General features: G+C 68.2%; 14 protein-coding genes and 1 tRNA gene. 2 read left to right on the plus strand and 13 right to left on the minus strand.

What is annotated here, in order from left to right; all coding sequences use genetic code 11:
• Positions 1–81: 81 nt before the first annotated feature.
• Positions 82–166: transfer RNA gene (locus BLA15945_RS12325), tRNA-Leu, on the plus strand.
• Positions 167–404: 238 nt separating this feature from the next.
• Here the strand turns inward: BLA15945_RS12325 and BLA15945_RS12330 are convergent.
• The 8 genes from BLA15945_RS12330 to BLA15945_RS12365 form a co-directional block, all read right to left on the minus strand.
• Positions 405–824, minus strand: a complete 420-nt coding sequence (locus BLA15945_RS12330) for an ExbD/TolR family protein (protein WP_059239436.1) — start codon at positions 822–824, stop codon at positions 405–407.
• 9 nt (positions 825–833) lie between these two features.
• A complete protein-coding gene (locus BLA15945_RS12335; protein ID WP_059239434.1) occupies positions 834–1,256 on the minus strand; it encodes an ExbD/TolR family protein in 423 nt (140 codons plus the stop codon).
• A 12-nt stretch (positions 1,257–1,268) separates the two neighbouring features.
• Entirely contained in the window at positions 1,269–2,168 is a 900-nt protein-coding gene (locus BLA15945_RS12340) for a MotA/TolQ/ExbB proton channel family protein (RefSeq protein WP_174992474.1), read from the minus strand.
• A 69-nt stretch (positions 2,169–2,237) separates the two neighbouring features.
• On the minus strand, positions 2,238–2,915 hold the full coding sequence (locus BLA15945_RS12345; protein ID WP_059239428.1) for an energy transducer TonB: 678 nt from the start codon (positions 2,913–2,915) through the stop codon (positions 2,238–2,240).
• Positions 2,916–2,940: 25 nt separating this feature from the next.
• The gene (locus BLA15945_RS12350) at positions 2,941–5,271 is read right to left on the minus strand and encodes a TonB-dependent receptor (protein ID WP_174992475.1); all 2,331 of its coding nucleotides are present in this window, start codon (positions 5,269–5,271) and stop codon (positions 2,941–2,943) included.
• 360 nt (positions 5,272–5,631) lie between these two features.
• Positions 5,632–6,948 (minus strand): MFS transporter, encoded by a 1,317-nt coding sequence (locus BLA15945_RS12355; protein WP_155627264.1) that lies wholly within the window; start codon positions 6,946–6,948, stop codon positions 5,632–5,634.
• Positions 6,949–7,078: 130 nt separating this feature from the next.
• Positions 7,079–8,566 (minus strand): M81 family metallopeptidase, encoded by a 1,488-nt coding sequence (locus BLA15945_RS12360; RefSeq protein WP_059239424.1) that lies wholly within the window; start codon positions 8,564–8,566, stop codon positions 7,079–7,081.
• 189 nt (positions 8,567–8,755) lie between these two features.
• Positions 8,756–10,201, minus strand: a complete 1,446-nt coding sequence (locus tag BLA15945_RS12365; RefSeq protein WP_174992476.1) for a serine hydrolase domain-containing protein — start codon at positions 10,199–10,201, stop codon at positions 8,756–8,758.
• Positions 10,202–10,518: 317 nt separating this feature from the next.
• Between BLA15945_RS12365 and BLA15945_RS12370 the strand changes: the two genes are divergently transcribed.
• Positions 10,519–11,697 (plus strand): alpha/beta fold hydrolase, encoded by a 1,179-nt coding sequence (locus BLA15945_RS12370; protein WP_174992477.1) that lies wholly within the window; start codon positions 10,519–10,521, stop codon positions 11,695–11,697.
• A 17-nt stretch (positions 11,698–11,714) separates the two neighbouring features.
• Here the strand turns inward: BLA15945_RS12370 and BLA15945_RS12375 are convergent, their stop codons facing one another.
• The 5 genes from BLA15945_RS12375 to BLA15945_RS12395 all read right to left on the minus strand — a co-directional run bounded on the left by BLA15945_RS12375 (position 11,715) and on the right by BLA15945_RS12395 (position 18,252).
• Complete coding sequence (locus BLA15945_RS12375; protein ID WP_059239419.1) at positions 11,715–12,788, minus strand: helix-turn-helix transcriptional regulator; 1,074 nt, start codon at positions 12,786–12,788, stop codon at positions 11,715–11,717.
• Between the two features lie 234 nt (positions 12,789–13,022).
• Positions 13,023–14,270: a RhtX/FptX family siderophore transporter gene (locus tag BLA15945_RS12380; RefSeq protein WP_174992478.1), complete on the minus strand. Its 1,248-nt coding sequence runs from the start codon at positions 14,268–14,270 to the stop codon at positions 13,023–13,025.
• A 22-nt stretch (positions 14,271–14,292) separates the two neighbouring features.
• Positions 14,293–15,804 (minus strand): PepSY-associated TM helix domain-containing protein, encoded by a 1,512-nt coding sequence (locus BLA15945_RS12385; protein WP_174992479.1) that lies wholly within the window; start codon positions 15,802–15,804, stop codon positions 14,293–14,295.
• Position 15,805: 1 nt separating this feature from the next.
• The gene (locus BLA15945_RS12390; protein WP_059239414.1) at positions 15,806–16,069 is read right to left on the minus strand and encodes a hypothetical protein; all 264 of its coding nucleotides are present in this window, start codon (positions 16,067–16,069) and stop codon (positions 15,806–15,808) included.
• Positions 16,069–18,252: a TonB-dependent siderophore receptor gene (locus BLA15945_RS12395; protein ID WP_174992480.1), complete on the minus strand. Its 2,184-nt coding sequence runs from the start codon at positions 18,250–18,252 to the stop codon at positions 16,069–16,071. Before BLA15945_RS12395 ends, BLA15945_RS12390 begins: the two co-directional genes overlap by 1 nt.
• Positions 18,253–18,368 lie beyond the last annotated feature (116 nt).

The following is an 18,368-nucleotide window of genomic DNA, read 5'->3' on the forward strand; positions in this document are numbered from 1 at the left end:
TCGCTTTCGTGTACCTGCACGACCTTGTCACACCCCCTTCACAAATGCGCAATGTGACGTTAGAATTGCGGCCCTTGCAGTGCCGACGTGGTGAAATTGGTAGACACGCTATCTTGAGGGGGTAGTGGCGAAAGCTGTGCGAGTTCGAGTCTCGCCGTCGGCACCAGGTTAATGCAATGCGCTGCTTGCCAGCGCCACGCCCACGGGTCGCCCGCACCCGATTCCTCCGCAGCAATCTGCTCCGCCCCCCGGTTCGCCCGCCTTGCGGCAGCCCATCCGCATCAAGACCGCGCGCAGCGGACGTAACGATCGTTCGCCACGGAAGCAGACTTGCGCAGAAGCACTCACCGCCTTCACGCGATGACATCGATCGTCACGTACATCGCTCCGCCCGCCGTCTTCACCTACTGCACGTACTGCTCGTTCCCCATCAGCCCGATCTTCGTCGCGCCCACCCGTTGCGCCGACGCCAGCACCGCGGCGACATCACGATACGGCGCCTGCCGATCCGGCCGGAGCCTGAGTTCGGCCTGCACCGGTTCGGCCGCGACCTGCGCCAGCTTCGCCTCGAGCGCCGCGCGATCGGGCAAGCGCGTGCCGTTCCATGCCGTCGCGCCGTCGGCCGCGACGTCGATCTGCACGACCTCCGGTTCCGCGGCCGGCGGCGCGGCGCCCACCGGCAGGTTCATCCGGACCGCATGCATCTGGATCGGAATGGTGATGATCAACATGATCAGCAGGACCAGCATCACGTCGATCAGCGGCGTCGTGTTGATGTCCACCATCACGTCCGGTTCGCTGCCCGACGATACGTTCATGCCCATGACTGCCTCCTAGCTGCCGCGCGCGGGCGGCTCCGTGATGAACGACACCTTCTCGATGCCCGCCCGTTCGCATGCCGCGATCACGCGACCGACGAACTCGTAACGCGTGCTCTCGTCGCCGCGCACGTGGACGTCCGGTTGCGGCGACTGCACTGCGACGCCCTTCAGGCGCGCGAGCAGCGTCGGCGCGTCGACCGGCGCCGCGTTCCAGAAGAATTCACCCTGACGATCGACCGCGATTTCGACACTCTCCGGCCGGCTCTGCAACGGCTGCACGGTTTCCTTCGGCAATTCCACCGGAATCGTGTGCGTCACCACCGGAATCGTGATCAGAAAAATGATGAGCAGTACCAACATCACGTCGACGAGCGGCGTTGTGTTGATCTGTGCGATGACCTCGTCGTCATCGTCCTGACGGATACTCATGCCCATGACCGGCTCCGTTCAGTCGATCAGCGCAGGCGTGCGCGCGTCGTCGCGCACGGGCCGTTTCCCGCTCGCCAGCACCACGACGTGAAGCTGCGCGCCGAATGCACGCACGCGTTCCATCACCGCCTTGTTGCGGCGCACGAGGAAGTTGTAGCCGAGCACGGCGGGCACCGCCACCGCCAGGCCGATCGCGGTCATGATGAGCGCCTCGCCCACCGGCCCCGCGACCTTGTCGATCGACGCCTGGCCCGCGACGCCGATCGCGGTCAGCGCGTGATAGATGCCCCACACCGTGCCGAACAGGCCGACGAACGGCGCGGTCGACCCCACCGTACCGAGAAACGCAAGGCCGTCCTGCAAACGGTTCGACACGCTGGCCATCGCCCGCTCGACCGACGTGTCGACCCACGTATTGCGGTCGACGGCTTCGAGCAACACCTCGTCGTGATGCTCGCCGGCCTCGATCGCCGTCTCCGCAATGAAACGAAACGGCGACGCCGGGTCGAGCAACTGCACGCCTTCCGCGAGCGACGGCGCAGCCCACAGCTGCGCGTCGGCCCGTTTCGCGCGGCGGTTTGCACGGGTCTGCTCGAAGAACTTCGTGACCATGATGTACCAGCTGCCCATCGACATCACGACCAGCAGGATCAGTACGAAACGCGCGACGAAGTCGCCGCCGCGCCACAACGCGTCGAGTCCGTACGGATTGGCCGCAGCGGCCGGAACGGCAGGCGCTGCCTGCGGCGCGGGACCGGCGACGGCCGGAACGGCCGGCAGCGCGGCGACGGTGGCGGAGGCCGGTGCCGCCGCGGCACGCGTCTCGGCCCGCGCATCATGCGGCGCGACGAGCACGCCTGCCATACCACCGGCAATCATCAGGCTGGCCGCGAAAGCGGCAATCAATTGCTTCTTCATGTCTGCTCCATTGATCGATCTGAATATGCATCCGGCACCCAGGCTGCCGGTTTTCGCGAAACGCACCGGTCAGTTCAGGTTGAACGAGAACGGCACCTGCACACGTATCGCCTGCCCTTGCGCGATACAGCTGAAGCGCCTCACCGCCGCCAGCGCCGCCCGATCGAGGATCGGGTCGGCGGACTGCGCGACGCGCTCGCCGGACACGCGGCCGTCCGCATCGACGACAAACTCCACCAGCACGTTGCCGGTGATGTTGTTTTCCAGCGCTTCTCGCGGATAGCGCAGCGATGCGCGCACCTGCTCCGAATTCGGGCACACGACGCCCACTTCGTGGCTCGGCGCAACGGGTGCCGCGGGGGCAGCCGGCAGCGCGGGGGCGGAGACCACGGGGGTCGCCGTGTGCGCCAGCGTCGACTGCGCTTGCGCGTGGACCGGCACCTCGGGCGGCGGCACGAACATTCGCGGCGGGGGCACCACCTTTGACGGCTGCGCCTTCACGACCGGTTTCGGCGGCGGGGGCGGCGGAGGCGGTTTGACCGGCTCGATGATCCGTACGTCGACCGGGTGCTGGACGATCTCCGTCACGCGATTGGCGAGACCGTTCAGCAACGCATAGATCAGCGCCGCGTGCAGCAGCAGGACAGCCGCGATGCCGCCGTAGCGGCGCACGGGATGGCCGCTCGCCTGCCCGTACGGGCGCGGTTGTCCGGCGGGCCGGCGGGCCGGGGCGGGTTGCGCAAACATGGAACCTCCTCGAATCGTCTGCGCGTCAGAACGGCGCGCTCAGTTGCACGCCGATCGTGCGCGGCTGGATCATCGACGCCCACACGTTGCCGCCGAGCGGCACATAACTCGTGTTGGCGGACAGCAGGCCCTCGCGATTGAACAGGTTCCTGACGAAGAACGACAGGCTCGCGTAGCGCAGGTCGACGCCCAGTTGCAGATCCGTGACCGCATAGGCGGGCAGCACGAAATCGGGCGAGCCCGTGGCGCCCGCGAAGCTCGCATGGCGCTCGCCCACGAAGCGTTCGGTCGCACCGGCGACAGCCGACCACGGGCCGAGCGGAAAGCGGTAGCTCGCACCCAGCGATGCCGCGAACTTCGCGGTGTTCGGCAGACGGTCGCCCGTGCGCGCGCCGACGCTCGGCGACCCCTTGGTCAGGTACGCGTCGATTGCGGCGAGCGACGCGTTGAACGACAGGGCCGACGTCGGCCGCACCACGCCCGATGCCTCCAGCCCCTTGATCCGCGCATTGCCCGCGTTGACGAGCTGCGCGACGCCGTCCACCGCCCCGTACTGCTGGATGTCGTGCCACTCGATGTCATAGGCCGACAGCGCGACCGACACGCGGTTGTCGAGCAGGTCCGCCTTGTAACCGACTTCGTAGTTCCACAGCGTGTCGGGCCTGTAGGTCGGATTGCCGGCGATCAGTTGCCCCGTCACCGCACTGACCGCCATGCTGTTGGGGCCACCCGGGCGATAGCCGCTCGCGACGCGCGCATAGACGTTGCTGGTCGGCGTGAGCTTGTAGCTGGCCGTGAACATGTACGTCTTGCTCGTATCCGATGACGCGCCCGGCGCGGACAACGGCGTCGGCACGAGCATGCCGGACGTCTCCTGCCGGTAGTCCTGACTGTTGTGGGCAATGCGCATGCCGGCCGTCAGCGCGATGCGCGACGTGGCGTTGTAGGTGACGTCGCCGTAGGCCGCGAATTCCTGGTAGCTGCCGGAATAGCCGAGCTTCTCCAGATCGCCGAGCGGTTGGCCGCCCGCGGTCGCACGATAGGCTTGCACGGTGGTGCTGTGCTCATGATCGTAATAAAGCCCCGCGACCCACTCGAGCGTCCGGTTGCCGGGCGAGGTCAGCCGCAGTTCCTGCGTCACCTTGTTGGTGTCGACCGTGGAACTGGGTGTGACGGTGCTGACGTCGAGTCCGCCCGCCGCGAGGATCGGCGCATAGAACGGCGTGAAGTCGAGCGTCGTCGACGTACGCAGCGACTGGTACGCGGAAATTGCATTGAGGCGCGCCCAGCCGAAATCGTATTCGGCATTCGCGGTGTAGAACTGGTTGCTCTGGTGATACGGCTCGGGTGCATCCTGCAGTTTGGTCAACGCGCCGTACGCGGGCCGGCCGTCCATCCCGTAGTCGACGTAGTTCTGCCCGCTGCTGTTGATGTTCTGGATCGTGGCCGTGAATCGGAACGTGAGCTTGCGCGTCGGCGTCACGAGCAGCGACGCACGCATACCGGTGGTGTCGCTCCGGTTGATGCGCGTGCCGGCTGCCGCGCCCGTCGCGTCGACGTAACCGCCGTCGTGATTGTTGAACGCGGCGATGCGCAGCGCGGCGACGTCCTGTTTCAGCGGCAGGTTCAGTACCACGTTGGTCGTGTTGTTGAGACCGCCGTGCCAGGTCGACGAGAACGTCGTCCCGACCGTGCCGAAGAAGTTCTCGGTATCGGGCTGGTTGGTGACGTATTTCAACAGGCCGCCCATCGCGCCCGCGCCGTACAGCGTTCCTTGCGGCCCGAACAGGATCTCGATGTGGTTCAGGTCGAGCAGCCCCATGTCGAGGGCCAGCGCGGCCCCGCCGCCCGACACGGTATTCGAGCCGAGCGGCGTATCGTCGACGTATACACCCACGGTCGGTCCGACGTCCTTGCCGGCCGTCACACCGCGCATCGAGATCGTTCCCTGGCCGGGGCCGCCCCCGCTGTTGAAACCGACGCCCGGCTGCGTCGACAGGTAGTCGCTCAGCTTCGTGGCGCCCGACTTCTGCAGCGCGTCGCTCGACAGCGTGTCGATCTTCATCGGCACTTCGCGCGCGGGCTCACGGCGCCGGTTGGCCGTCACCTCGACGGAATTGAGCGTGATTGCCGCGCTGCCGGCGCTGCCCCTGGCGCTGCCGTGCGCATCGCGGCTCGCGGCGGGCGCCGCGTTCTGCGTGGCAGCCGACGCGGGCGGCTGCGTGCCGGTCTGCGCGGGTTCGGTCTGTGCGCACGCGCCCGATGCGGCAAGAAACATCTGCATGACGGAAACGGCAACCAGCGTACGCCTGAATATCGTCGACTCCACTGCGCCCCCGCCCTTCTTGCTTGCCATCTGCATCTCCTCCTGTCTGTCTGAACGTAAGCGGACGTGTCCGACTTCCCGAGCCGTCCGGCGTGCGGACCGCCCGTCCGAATGACTCCAAGGTAAGCAGCCAAATCGGCCGCTGCTTTTGCGCAACGCCGAAAAACATTGGCTACCGTCCTCGGCCGATCGCGTCCTGCCGATCGCGCAAAAAGCACGCACGCAAGCGGACGCGGCGTGCCGTGCGGCAATCGGGCAACCGGGGTGGAATGCGGGAAAGGAAGAAGATGAAGCGTGCCTTTCGCGCGCAGGCGCGCACGAAAGACACATCACGCACGGCAGGCCCGCGTGCGGCGATGCGGCGGCCGGACGGCCGCGCGGATGACGACGTTAAAGCGCCTGCGCGCCGACTTCGCAGCGCGGTTCGAAACGGGTACGGAAGGCACGCAACACGAGACCCAGCAGGATCACGCTGCCGACGGCGGCCGGCACGCCGAGCCACGCGATGCCCTTGAGCAACGCGTACGGTGCGCCGTTCAGTGCATCGGAGATCGCTCCCACCGATGGCACGGACACCGCCTGGAACGCATAGGTGACGAGCGACGACGTACCGACGACGCGCCCGCGCAAATGCGGCGGCGCGATGTCCTGCAACAGCGTCGGTGTCAGCGCGGCCCCGCAGATATAGACAGCAATGATGCCTATCATGCACGCGAGCAGCATTGGCGCGCTCGTCGCGAACGACAGGCTCAACAGCAGCAGTGCGGCGAGCAGCGCCATCGCGCAACCGATCACGACCGGCAACAGCCGGCCCCAGCGCGCCCGCAGACATCGCACGGCCAGCACGCTCGCCAGCAGGCCGAGCGCCGACCCGCCGCCCACCGCGATGCCGCTGTACAGCCCCGACTGCGCGACGTCGACGTGAAAGTCGCGAATCAGTGCAACCGGCGCCCAGCCCAGGATCGCGCCGACATAGAATGCCGCCATCGCATAGCCGACGATCAGGCACGTCAGCATCGTGCCCGAGCGCCGCCAATAGTGCACGAGCGTCTCCTGCACGCGTTCGCGCACGCCGGCCGTGCCGCCGCGCGGCGGATGGCCGACCAGCGCGAACAGGCACGCGACGACGGGCCCCGGTATCGAGACGAGCAGGAACGCCAGCCGCCACGGTTCGATCGACAGCGCATGCGCGAGCGGCGCGGCCAGGCTGAAGATCGCACCGGCACCGGCGATGCCGAGCCCGGCGCCGAACAGCGCGACCGCGAAAAAGATCGTGTTCGCCGCCGTGCGCAGCGCGGGCGGAAACAGGTCGGGCAACAAGCTGTAGACGACCGGCCCGAGCCCCGCCTCGCCCACCGCGAGTGTCAGCGTGCAGAGGAACAGCATCCAGCCTTGCGTCACGAGGCCGCAAAGCGCCGTGCCTGCACTCCACACGAGCACGCAGCCGACCAGCAGCCAGCGCCGGTCGACCCGGTCCGTGAGCCAGCCGAGCAGCGGCGAGGCCAGCGCGCCAAACAGGATGGGGCCGAAGCCGACGATCGCCCCCAGGCTGGTGTCGCTGAGCTGCAGGTCGCGCTTGAGCGGCTCGACGGCGAGCGTCAGCATCTGACGGTCGGTAATGCCCAGTATCGCGGCCAGCGCGAGCACGGCCAGCGCAAACCATGCGCGCGACAATGACGGCGATCGACCGGTTGTTTCGTTTAACACGCTGCGTCTCCTCCGCTGACGATCCTGCCCATAGACAATAGCCGCTTGACTGCGGCAAAACTTTCGCGAACGGCCGGCAGTGTTTTGCCGGCGTCCGCGGGACCTCGACTGCCTGACGGTCAGGGTAGGGTCATGCCGTGATTTCGTCGAAAGGCCACATCGGGCGCGCCAGGCGTGCGTAGTCGTCGGCCCTGAAGTCGAGACTCAGCGATCCCGGCGTATCGCAGTAGTAGATGGCACGTGCCAGCGGGCCAAACAGTGCCTGGAAATGCTGCGTCGACTTCACCACGACGATGCGGCAACGCCGCAGGTCGATGCCGAGATCGAAAAAGCAGCTCGGACTGTAGGTTTGCTGCCGCACGGAGTTGACCACCACGCGCACGCCGTCGATGTCCAGTACCGCGGAAAGGCCGAGGCCGGGCCCCGGAAACTTGAACGTCTCGTCGCGTTGCGCCAACCCCGCATCGACGGCCAGGACCCGGGCGACCACGTCGAGCGGGCGCCCCGCGCGCGGACCGCTCTTGCCGCCGAGGCGCAGCGCGATCGTCGCGCCCACGCCGGCGTCGCGCGCGAACACCGCCGCGACGGGATCCCAGATCATGCCGATCGCCACGTTGCGCAGACCGCGCTCGAGGATGGCTTCGAGGATGAACGTGGAGTCGGAGCCGGCGCCGCCGCCCGGATTGTCGGCCGTGTCGGCAATCACGAACGGCCGGCCGGGCGCGTCGGGCGGTGCGGCTTCGATCTCGTCGAGAATGCGCTCGATCGGCAGGCGCAGCGCGTGCGTCTCGTCACGCACGGCCACGAATCCGTGCGCCAGTTCGCGTGCCAGCGTGCGGCCCTGTGCGCTTGCCGCAGCGCGATTGCCGTCGCTCACCACCAGCACGCCGGCGCCCGTATCCGGGAAATCGGACCACGGGAATCCATGAATCAGCGACACCGACAGGATGCCGTCGCGCCCCTCCCGGTCCGCCGCGTCCTGGTTCAGTCTCGCCATGCGCGGCTCGGTCGTGAAGAACATGCCGAGCATCGGCACGCGTTCGAAGTGCATCGTCGGCCGGATCTCGCCGCGCGCGGCTCGTTCGGCGAGGTTGATCAGGTCGACCGCCCGTTCGTCGAAGTCGGTATGCGGATAGTGCTTGCACGCGAGCAGGATGTCGCAATGGTCGAGCATCGCCGCCGTGACGTTGGCATGCAGGTCCAGCTCGACGCCGATCACGACGTCGGGGCCGACGAGCGCGCGCGTCTTCGCCAGCAGGTCCCCCTCGCAATCGTCGTACCCCTGCGCCATCTGCGCGCCGTGCAGCAGATACAGCACGATGTCGACCGGCTGCGCGCCGCGCAGCCCGTCCAGGATCTCGTCGCGCAGCGTTTCGTAATCCTGCTGCGAGCACGGTGCGCCGGGTTCGGCGAACGCGAAAATCGACGCGCTCACCTCATGGCCGCGCGCACGCGCCTCGCGCACGAATGTGCCGTAGCCGACGAGTTCGTCCGCCCGCTCGTCGGGCACGCCGCCGGCCGGCCGGTACAGCGTGCGCTCCTCGAACGAGTGCAGGCTGGTCGGAATCGGGGAAAATGAATTGGTCTCGTGCGCTAGCGCGGCAACGAAGATACGCATGGTCACTCCTGCTCGGTGTTGAGTATCGGTCGGTGAAACTCGGCCAGGCGGTCATGCAGACGTCATGATCTGCATCGGCATCACGAATCCGTGCCTTCCCTAATAATCTGCATGACGAAATAATTTCGACTGCCGTCCGGCCTGGCGACATCCATCGGATGCAGCGGACAGGCGCCCGCCCGGGGCGCGTCAGTCCTCGCGTTTCAGATAGCGCAAGCGTGTATGCACGCCCAGCGGCCGGTCGCCGTCGCCGCGGAAGGACACCAGCGCCAGCCGCCCGTTGATCCCGCAGAGCTGCGCATCGGACGTCCCCGGCGGCGCGAACAGGTCATCGGCCAGCTGAGCCAGTTCGAGAACGTAAGTCGAGCCGCCGTCGAACGCGAAGCGCGTCTCGCCATCACCCGCTTCCACGCCACTGCTCGGCCACTGCGTGGCCCGGCGGCTGTCGGCATCCATCTCGGTCCAGTACGCTTCGACCGACAGCCGCTCGCTTCCCGCCACCGACGCGAGGCGCATCGGGTAATGCCGGTATCGGCCCGCGTAACGGGACAGCGCACGGGTCGATGCGCGCCGCTCGAACGGCATCACGGCGTCGTGCCCGAGATGCGCGAGCGTCGCGAGCAGCACCTGGTCGTGCAGCGGGCTGGCGCCGGGGCCCGTCCCGGCGGTGAACACCACGAGATCCAGCTCGGGACAGATCGCGAAGCTCGACGTGGTGCCGTACGTCGTGCCGCCGTGCCAGTACACGGTCACGCCGCTCACCGGTACCTTCCACCACCCGAGGCAGATCGGCGGCACGCACGGGCGCCCCGAATCGAAGGTCACGGCCTGCATGGCCGCGATCGTCTCCGGCGCGAGGATCCGCGTGCCGTCGATCGAACCGCCGGCCAGATGCATGCGCCCGTAGGCGAGCATGTCCCGCACCGTTGAAATGGGCGTCGAACCGGCACCTGCCAGCGACGGCGGCAACAGGTACGCATGCGTGGCCTGCAACGCGCCGCTCGTCGCGTTTGCAAACACGCCCACCGCATGCCGATGGAGGATCGCCTGCTCGGCCGACGTGCACGATTCGTTCATCCCGCACGGACGGAACAGCGCTTCTTCGAGCACCTGGTTGTACGGCTTGCCGGACAACACCTCGATCAGCCGCGCGGCCACCACGAAGCCGGGGTTCGAATAGTGGATCGTCTCGCCCGGCTCGAACAGCGTGCCGAAGCCGGACAGGCGATCCACGAAGTCGCGCGTCGCGCCCGCGCCGGTTTCGGCCATCGGGCTGAAGCCGTCGGCATCGATGCCGTTCGTGTGATTGAGCAGATGCCGGATACACAGACCTTGCGCGCGCGCCGGCTCGGCCAGCGCGAACGACGGCAGGTACGCGACGACCGGATCATCGAGGCCGATCCGGCCCGACTCGACGTAACGCATCAACAGGTGCGTCGTCATCACTTTGGTAACCGAACCGATCTGGAAGCGCGTATCGACGGTCATCTCCGCGCCGGTGTTCAGGTTCGCGACGCCGTGCGCCAGTTCGATCTGTTCGCCCCGGTGCCAGACGCCGGCGACATAACCGGCCGTGGCCCGACCGGTCACGGCGTTCGCAAGCAGGTCGTCAAGCTGGTGCCTCAGGATTTGCATAGCCGGATTCCATGGTAAGAAAATGTGCGTCGCCCCGCGCCGCGACATCGATCGTGGCAGGCACGCATGTCGCCAATGTAAGGGCGTTCCGCACCGCGTCCTTTTGCCAGCGGCCGGAATGCTTTTGCGCGCGACTGCCGCGGGCAGGGCCGGCAAGCATCACCCCGGCACGCGCAGGCAGATGGACGCACCCGACAATTCCGTGGCGGACAGCGAAAGCGCGCGACCGATGCGTCGGTTATGGTGTGAGGTCCACGGGCAGGCATGCGATCGCTCGCCGCCGCCCCTTCAAGTTCTTGCGGAATCGGGGAATTCCAATGCGCACATGGCTTCCGGCCTTCCTGAGTCGCGACTGGGCGGGCCTGCCCATCGCGTTCGCCATCGGCAGCGCGGGCGGCGTGCTCGCGTGCGCCGGCCTGCGCGTGACGGGCGGCATCGTACTCGTCGTCGGCATCGCGCTCGCGGCCGGCGCGCTCCATCACCTCGCGTTCCTGGCGCGCTTGCGCAAGACCTGCCCGCCTCCCGGAAAACTCGTGGATGCCGGCGGCCATCGCATCCACGTCCTTGCGGAAGGCCGCGCGAACGATCTGCCGCCGATCGTGTGGATGTCGGGTGCCCACATGGGCGGCCTCGTGCTGCATCATCTGCATCTGGCGTTTCGCGACACGACGCGCTCGATCCTGATCGACCGGCCCGGCAGCGGCTGGAGCGAAGCCGGCCCGTATCCTCGTTCGACCGCACGCGAGGTCGAAGAAGTGGTAGAGGCGCTGCAGCGCGCGGGCGAACACGGGCCGTTCGTGTTCGTCGGCCATTCGTTCGGCGGCCTGCTCGTCGCCAACCTCGCGCGCCGCCATCCGAATCTCGTCCGCGGCCTCGTGCTGCTCGATGCGACGCATCCCGACTTCTTCAACTATGCGCCGCCGTGCCTGCGCCCCACCGCGATGGTGCTGGGCGGCAACCTCGGCGGGCTGCTGCACCTGTTTGGCATCCACCTCGACCTGTTCGACGTGCTGGGCCGGCGCCAGCCCGCCGTCAGGCGGTTGCTCGACCTCGTCAGGACCTGCCTTGCGGACGCGATGGCGCTCGGCGCCGCGCGCATCGAGATGCATGCGCGCGCCGGTTTCAGCGCCGCATCCGCGCTGTCGGAGCTGAGCATCGCGGGCAGCGCGCGGGCAGGCTTCGACACGCTGGTTCACGATGGCGAGCTCGGCGATCTGCCGGTGTTCGTCGTCACCCCGCGCGACGCGTTGGAGATGCGGCCGGAGAACGCCGCCGACAGGCACAAGCTGTATCGCCGCATGGGTGTCGACGAAGCCGGCTTCGCGCGCTATCTCGCGCTGATGACCGCATTGCGCGGCCGCTATCTGTCAACGTCGTCGCACAGCGAGCTGATCCACGCGCCGGCCGGCAACGGTCACAATTTCCCGTACGAATCGCCGGCGTTCGTGGTGCAGGTGGTCGACCGCATGCTGCGCATGCACGCGTGCGTCGCCTGACGCACGCGCCCTGCCGCTCAATCGAAGGTTGACGGGCGTTCGGCCGCCACCGAACCGCCGCGCGCGCGCAACTCGCGCGGCGACATGCCGAACCGCTTCTGGATCGCGACGGAGAAGCTGCTCGGATGGTTGTAGCCTACCGCGTATGCAACATCGGTGACCGGCACGCCGGGCTCGCGCAGGAGCCGCAGCGCCTGCTGCATGCGCAGTTCGTGCGCATATTCGTGCACGCTCTTGCCAAGCAGCGTGCGAAACCCGGCACACAGGCTGCTGCGGCTCAGCCCGACCTGACGCGACAGCGCGTCGAGCGAAGGCGGTGCAGCGAAATGCTCCTGCAACACCAGTTGCGCCTTCGATACCGCGCGCCGCGTCATGCGGGTCACCTCGCCGCGCCCGGCGTCGTCATCGGCATGCTGCACGGCGTCGGAGACCGAATCAATCGCATGCGCGACGATCTCGAGGCTGCGCCCATGCAGGTAGATCGACCGGCTGCGGCCGTCGAGCGGGCAGTCGCCAATGCTCTGCAAGCAGTCGAACAGCACCGGTGAAATCGGCGCCGCGTGCATGAACGACTCCCTCAGCGTACCTTCGACGAAATGCCGCAGCGGGGTCGGCAACGCGTCCTCCGCACCGGCGTAGAGCGCGCTCAGCGCACTGCGGTGCAGGTAGATGCTCGTCACCTGATGGTGGCCACGCTCGATCACGTCGCCCGCCGGCATGCCGTCGGGTTCCGCGACCAGCATCATCGAAGGACCGTCGAGGTCGATCTCGCGCCCGGCCACCGAATACGACCCGGTTCCGCAGCGAGCGATGCGGATGCGCAGCGTGTTCTGTCCACGCGTGCGCCGCCGCACGACGCCCGCGAAGCTGACGTCGACGGACGTCATCCAGAATGCCGGCGATTGTGCGTGAAATTCGGTCCGGCCTTCCGCGTACGCGTTCGCATAGTCGACGCGATAGTGATGTCCGTTGCCGATCTGCCGGATCTCCGTCGACGGAAAATCCGGCACCGACAGGTTCGTGGCCGGCACGGCCAGATCGCGACTCAGCGAATCGTAGTCAAGGTACGGGGAATACAGGTTCTGCAACATCGGCGCGGGACTCCGGTGGCCGCCCCGCGTCCTGCCGGAAGCGAGGCGCGATTCTTGCGATCGCGGCAACGCTTCTTTATATCAAGCCGGAAATACGACGCAAAGAACATGTTTACCCCCGAATCGGCCCGCTACCGGCAAGCAGCAACGGTCCCGACCGGCCACCTCACGCTCCATGCCCCCGCCCTGCCGCAACCCGTCCGGCGCGGCGCGACACCGGCCGCGCCGCGCCCGTCACGACACCAGCACGTCGTCCCCCTTCACCGCATACGCGGCCTCCCGCCGCCGCAGCTTCATTGCGATCAACGCCGCCAGCACCGCCAGCCCGGCGCCCGTGAGAAACCCGCCCGTGTAACCGACCTTCGCGGTCAGCGACAGGATCGTCGACGATGCGATCAGCTCGCCGAGATCGCGGGTGCTCTGCACGGCCGTCACGTCGGTGCCGGCCTGATCGCTGCCGCCCGCGAAGCGCATGCCGGCCGTCATGATCGATACGGACGTGATCCCCGTCGCCAGCGAGCCGAGCACCGTGCACAGCCACGCCCACGACGCGGACACCGGCAGCCATCCGCTCGCCTGCGCGAACCACAGCAATGCCGCGGCCCCCGCACAGCTCACGCCGGCCGTAAACGCCCGCCACAAACCGAGCCCCCGCACGAGCCACGCGCCGCCGCCGCAACCGAGCACGACCGTCACGACGCCACCGGCCATCCCGAGTTTCCCGATCGCGTCGAGCGTCCAGCCCGCATCGTTGAGGAACAGCTTCGACAGGCCGAAGCCCGATACGGCCGTCATCGCCGACAGCAGCGCGAGCGACAGCAGCGACCACGAACGCGGCCGCTTCGCGAAGCGCACGAGGCTCGCAGTGTGCTCGGACCGGGCGCGCGCACGATCCGCGTCGCGCGGCAATACCCACAGCACGCAGACCAGGCTAGCGAGCGGGACGGCCGCCAGCGCGAGAAACGCGGCTTGCTGGCCGAACAGGCCGATCAGCGTCAACGTGCCGGCGCCGCCGCCGAAGAAGCCGATCATGACGCCCGCGATCTGGATCGCGTTGATCTTCGCGAGTGTGTCGCCGCTGAAGTGCTCGGCGGCCATTCCGTCGTTCGCGATGTCCTGCGTCGCGCTCGCGAGCGACGCGATGGCCAGCAGACCGACCGCCCACCCGGCCGTCGCGACCGTCATGCCGATCTGCGCGAGGCTGGCGAGGCACAGCACGACCACGGCCTGCATCGGCAGCATCCAGCTGCGCCGCCGGCCGATGCGTGGCGACCAGCGGTTGTCGACGACGGGCGCCCACAGGAATTTCACGATCCACGGCAGCCCGACGAGCGGCAAGAACGCAAGTGCGTGAAGCGGCGCGCCGTCGTGGCGCAGCAGTGTCGGCATCGCGTCCATCGCAATACCGATTGGAATTCCCTGTGACAGGTAAAGCAGCGTGATCGTGATGACCAGGCGGCGATGTTCGAGCAGATCGCGCATCGAAGTCTCCAGTTGCATGAGGTTAAAAAGAATCGGCGCCGGCCGGCATGCGCGCGGCCTGCATGGCATCGCGCCGCGGACGGCGAGCCGACCGCAGCAGCAATGCGCCGAATGCGACGAGTGCCGCGTCGATCGGCCAGTAAACCGGGTGGGCGGCACCAAGCAGCGCAATCGCGCAATGCGTCGCGCCGGCCAGCCCGTATGCCGCGCCGGCCGCCCGCATCAGGACGCGCAGCCATGCCGCGCGCTCGGCCACACAGGCCGCGAGCGCAATCGCGCCGCCCCACACGGCCCAGAACAGCATCGCGAGCGCATGATCGACATGCACGCCGTCGGGCAATGCGCGCCCGGCAAACAGCAGCACGCCGCCCGCCAGCACGAGGCCGCCGCATGCGCCGACCGCAACGGCGGCCAGCGCGTCGGCCGAACGATCGCGCTGTGCACGCCGCCGCTCGATCCACAGATGCAGCCCCGTTGCGCACAGCGCGCATGCGGCGAGTCCCATCAGGAAATGCAGCACGCGCAACACGCCGCCCGTCGCGCCGACCCAGCCGTATTGCGCGAAATGAAGCGGCTGCACCGCGATAAACGCGCGCAGCCAGAAGCCGCGGCCGCGCGACGTGGCGTCCGCGAGCCATTGCCCGTCCGCCGCGCGATACAGGTGACGCTCGAACACGGCCGTGCTCGGCAGGCCCGCAGTCGTACCCGCAATCTCGATGCGCGCGTTCGCGTCGCCCCAGCGATGCAGCACGACGGCCTCTTGCCGGAACCCGGGCACGCGCGTCGCATCGCGCCGCAGCAGCGCGTCGAGCTCGGGCGCGTGCCGCCACGGGCCACCCGCCTCGACGGGCGGCGGCCCGCCGAGCAGTGCGGCGAATGCGCGCTGCGGCTGCCCCGGATACGCAACACCTGCCAGCGACACCGTGCCGAGCGCGCCGAGCCCCGACAACGCGCCGGTGAACGCGAACAACACGAGCCACGGCGTCCCCCACAGGCCGATCCACGCGTGCAGGTCGAACAGCGCGACACGCAACCCGCGGCCGCGCCGGATGCGCGCCGCGTCGGGCCAGCGCCGGTGATGGACGACCAGGCCCGCGACGATGAGCACGAGCAACACGATGCCCCACAGGCTGACGAAGATGCGGCCGGGAAACCCGGCGAACAGCGTCTTGTGCAGCGTGACGATCAATGCCCCTCGTCCCGCGTCGGGCAGCGGCTCGCCCGTGGCCGGATCGAGCGCGAGCGTGCATGCCTGGCGTGCGTCGCAGAAACGGATGGCCGGATCGGCCGGCTGCGGCAGCACGATGCGCGCATCGCGCAACGCGACCCCGAGCGCCGCCGCGCGCGCGACGAGTGCATCGAGCGGCAGCGTCGGCCGCGCGACGGCGACCGGTGGCGGCCGCCACCAGCCCTGCATCGAATCGGAGGCGAGACTCCAGGTGCCGCTGAACAGCACGACGAACAGCACCACGCCGAACAGCGCACCGGCGCCGCGATGCAGCGCGCGCCAGCGCGAACGCGACGAAGCGTCCATGTCAGTGCCCTCCCCAGCACACCGCGCACGGCACGAGCACCGCGAGCCACGCGCCCGCGCGCCAGGCGGCCTGCCGCGCTCCGGGTGCGACGAGCACCCACAGCAGCGCGGCGACGCTCGCGACGAGCGTCAGCAGCACGGCCGCGTAGAGCCGGTTCAGGCCGTCGGCCGGGTAATGACGGGCCAGCGTGACCGCGAGCGCAACCGCGCCCGGCAGCACGCCACCGATCGCGATTGCCGCCCGCGCGCCCCAGCCGAGCGCCATCAGAATTGCCCGCGCACGGTCAGCATCACGTTGCGCGGTTCCCCGTAACGGTTGTTCCAGCCCGGCTGGCTCAGGCTCAGGTAGTAGTTGCGGTCGAACAGGTTATTGACGTTGAGCGCGGCGCTCCAGTGCTTGTCGTAGCGGTAGCCGAGCCGCACGCTCGCGAGCGCGTAGCCGCCCTGGGTCATCGTCACGCCGTTCGACTGCGCCGAGTAGTTGCTCTGCACCTGCACGCCGCCGCCGATGCTCCAGCGCCGCTCCTGCCACGGCAGGTCGTAGTTGGTCCACAGCCGGAACAGGTGGCGCGGGTTCAGCAGCGGCGAAAACGACGCCCCCGCGTTCGCGAGATTGTTCGCGTAACGCATCGTGTCGTACGTGTAGCTCGCCCACACGCTCCACCACGGGGTGATGCGGCCGTTCGCCTCGAACTCGAAGCCCTGGCTGCGCACGCTGCCGCCGTTCACGTAGTAGCAGCTCGGCCCCGCGCACGGATGCGCGTTGTCGACCTGCGGGTTGTTGTCGAGATCGATGCGGAACGCCGCGAGCGACACGTTGAGCTTGCCGCCCGCCAGTTCGCCCTTCACCCCCGTCTCGTAGGTGCGCCCCTTCACCGGCGTCAGGATGCCGCCGCCCCACATCGACTTGGTCTGCGGCTGGAACACTTCCGCATAGCTCGCGTACCACGACCAGTCGCGCGCGAAATCCCAGATCAGCCCGCCGTACGGCGTGAACTGGTGGCCGGTGTTGTAGTGCGCGCCGAGGCTGTCCTGGTTCCACCAGCTCATCCGGCCGCCGAGCACGAGCGTGACGGGCTCCGCAAGCTTGATGCGGCCGAGCCCGTACACGCCCTTCTGCGAAATGTCGTTCTGCTGCGACTGCTGGTACGGCCCGATGCCAGGCTCGGGCACGCTGCTCGGGTTCCAGCGGTACACGTTCACCGGCGTGCCGGACACGTCGCCGAGCAGCGGCGCCGTCATCTGCCCGCTGCTGCTGTTCGCGTAGGTGAGCCCGAACAGCAGGTCGTGCGTGAGCCCGAACGCATGCACGGGGCCCTGCACGTTCGCATCGAGGCTGCGGCTGTAGCTGCTGAACTGGTACGCCGCACCGGTCAGCCGGCCGCCGTTGCCGGTCGCCGGATCGATCGCGCCGAACGAACCCGCGTACTTCAGGTCCGAGCGCACGCTCTGGTATTCGCCGCTCACTTTCGCCTTCCAGCCGGCACCGAGCTTCTGCTCCACCGACGCGAACGCGCGCGTCGTGTCCCAGTTGAAACGGCCCCACGCGGTATCGAGGAACGTCGAGCGCGACAGGCCGAGGCTCGACCCGTCGCGCGCCATCGGCACGCCGGACATGTCAGGCACCGACGACGTCGTCTGGTACTGCGCACCGAACGTGAGCAACGTGTCGCGCGTCACGTCGACTTCCGTGACGCCGTAGATGGAGCGCGTGTCCTGCTTCGCGTGGTCGTAGAAGAAATGGCGATCCTCGTACGCGGCGACGAGCCGGCTGCGCACGGTGCCGGCCGCGTTGAGCGGCCCGCCGATGTCGGCTTCCGCGCGATAGCGGTCCCAGCTGCCGACGCTCACGCTCGCGTGCGCGGAGAACTGGTATTGCGGGCGCTTGCGCACCAGGTTGACCGTCGCGGCCGGATTGCCCGAGCCGTGCAGCAGCCCGTTCGCGCCGCGCAGGATTTCCACGCGTTCGTACACCGAGATGTCCTGCGGCGCGCTCGCCATGTCGCCGATCACGACCGGCACGCCGTCGAATTCGAATGAATCGACCTTGAAGCCGCGCACGAAGTACGCGGTGGTGAGCAGCACGTACGGCTGAACGGTCACGCCGGCCGACTGCTGCATCACCTCGTCGAGCGAGAACAGATTCTGCTGGTCGATCCGCTCGCGCGTCGTCACGCTGACCGACTGCGGAATCTCCCGCAACGCGAGCGGCATCTTGCCGACCGTCGCCACCGACGGATCGTCGGCCACGCCGCGCGAGGCGTTCACCGCAATCGCCTTCAGCTCGCCCGCGGCGGGCGCCGCGGCCGCCGCTTCCTGCTTGACCTCCGCGCCGGCTGCCGGCGCCGCAGCGGCGAATGCCGCCGCCGGATGCGCGGCGATCAGCAGGCCGAGATACAGCGACGGGCGCCAGCGCCCGAAACGGGCGGCTCGTGCGCCCTTCATCATCGATCTCCCAGGTTCCCGTACCTCGTACCGCATTCACGCCCCCGTATTTGATAATCATTCTCATTATCAATTAGAACCGGCGGGCGATTTTTCGATCGAGGGGCTTTTCCTATCGA

Source organism: Burkholderia arboris (genome assembly GCF_902499125.1).
Taxonomy (GTDB): domain Bacteria; phylum Pseudomonadota; class Gammaproteobacteria; order Burkholderiales; family Burkholderiaceae; genus Burkholderia; species Burkholderia arboris.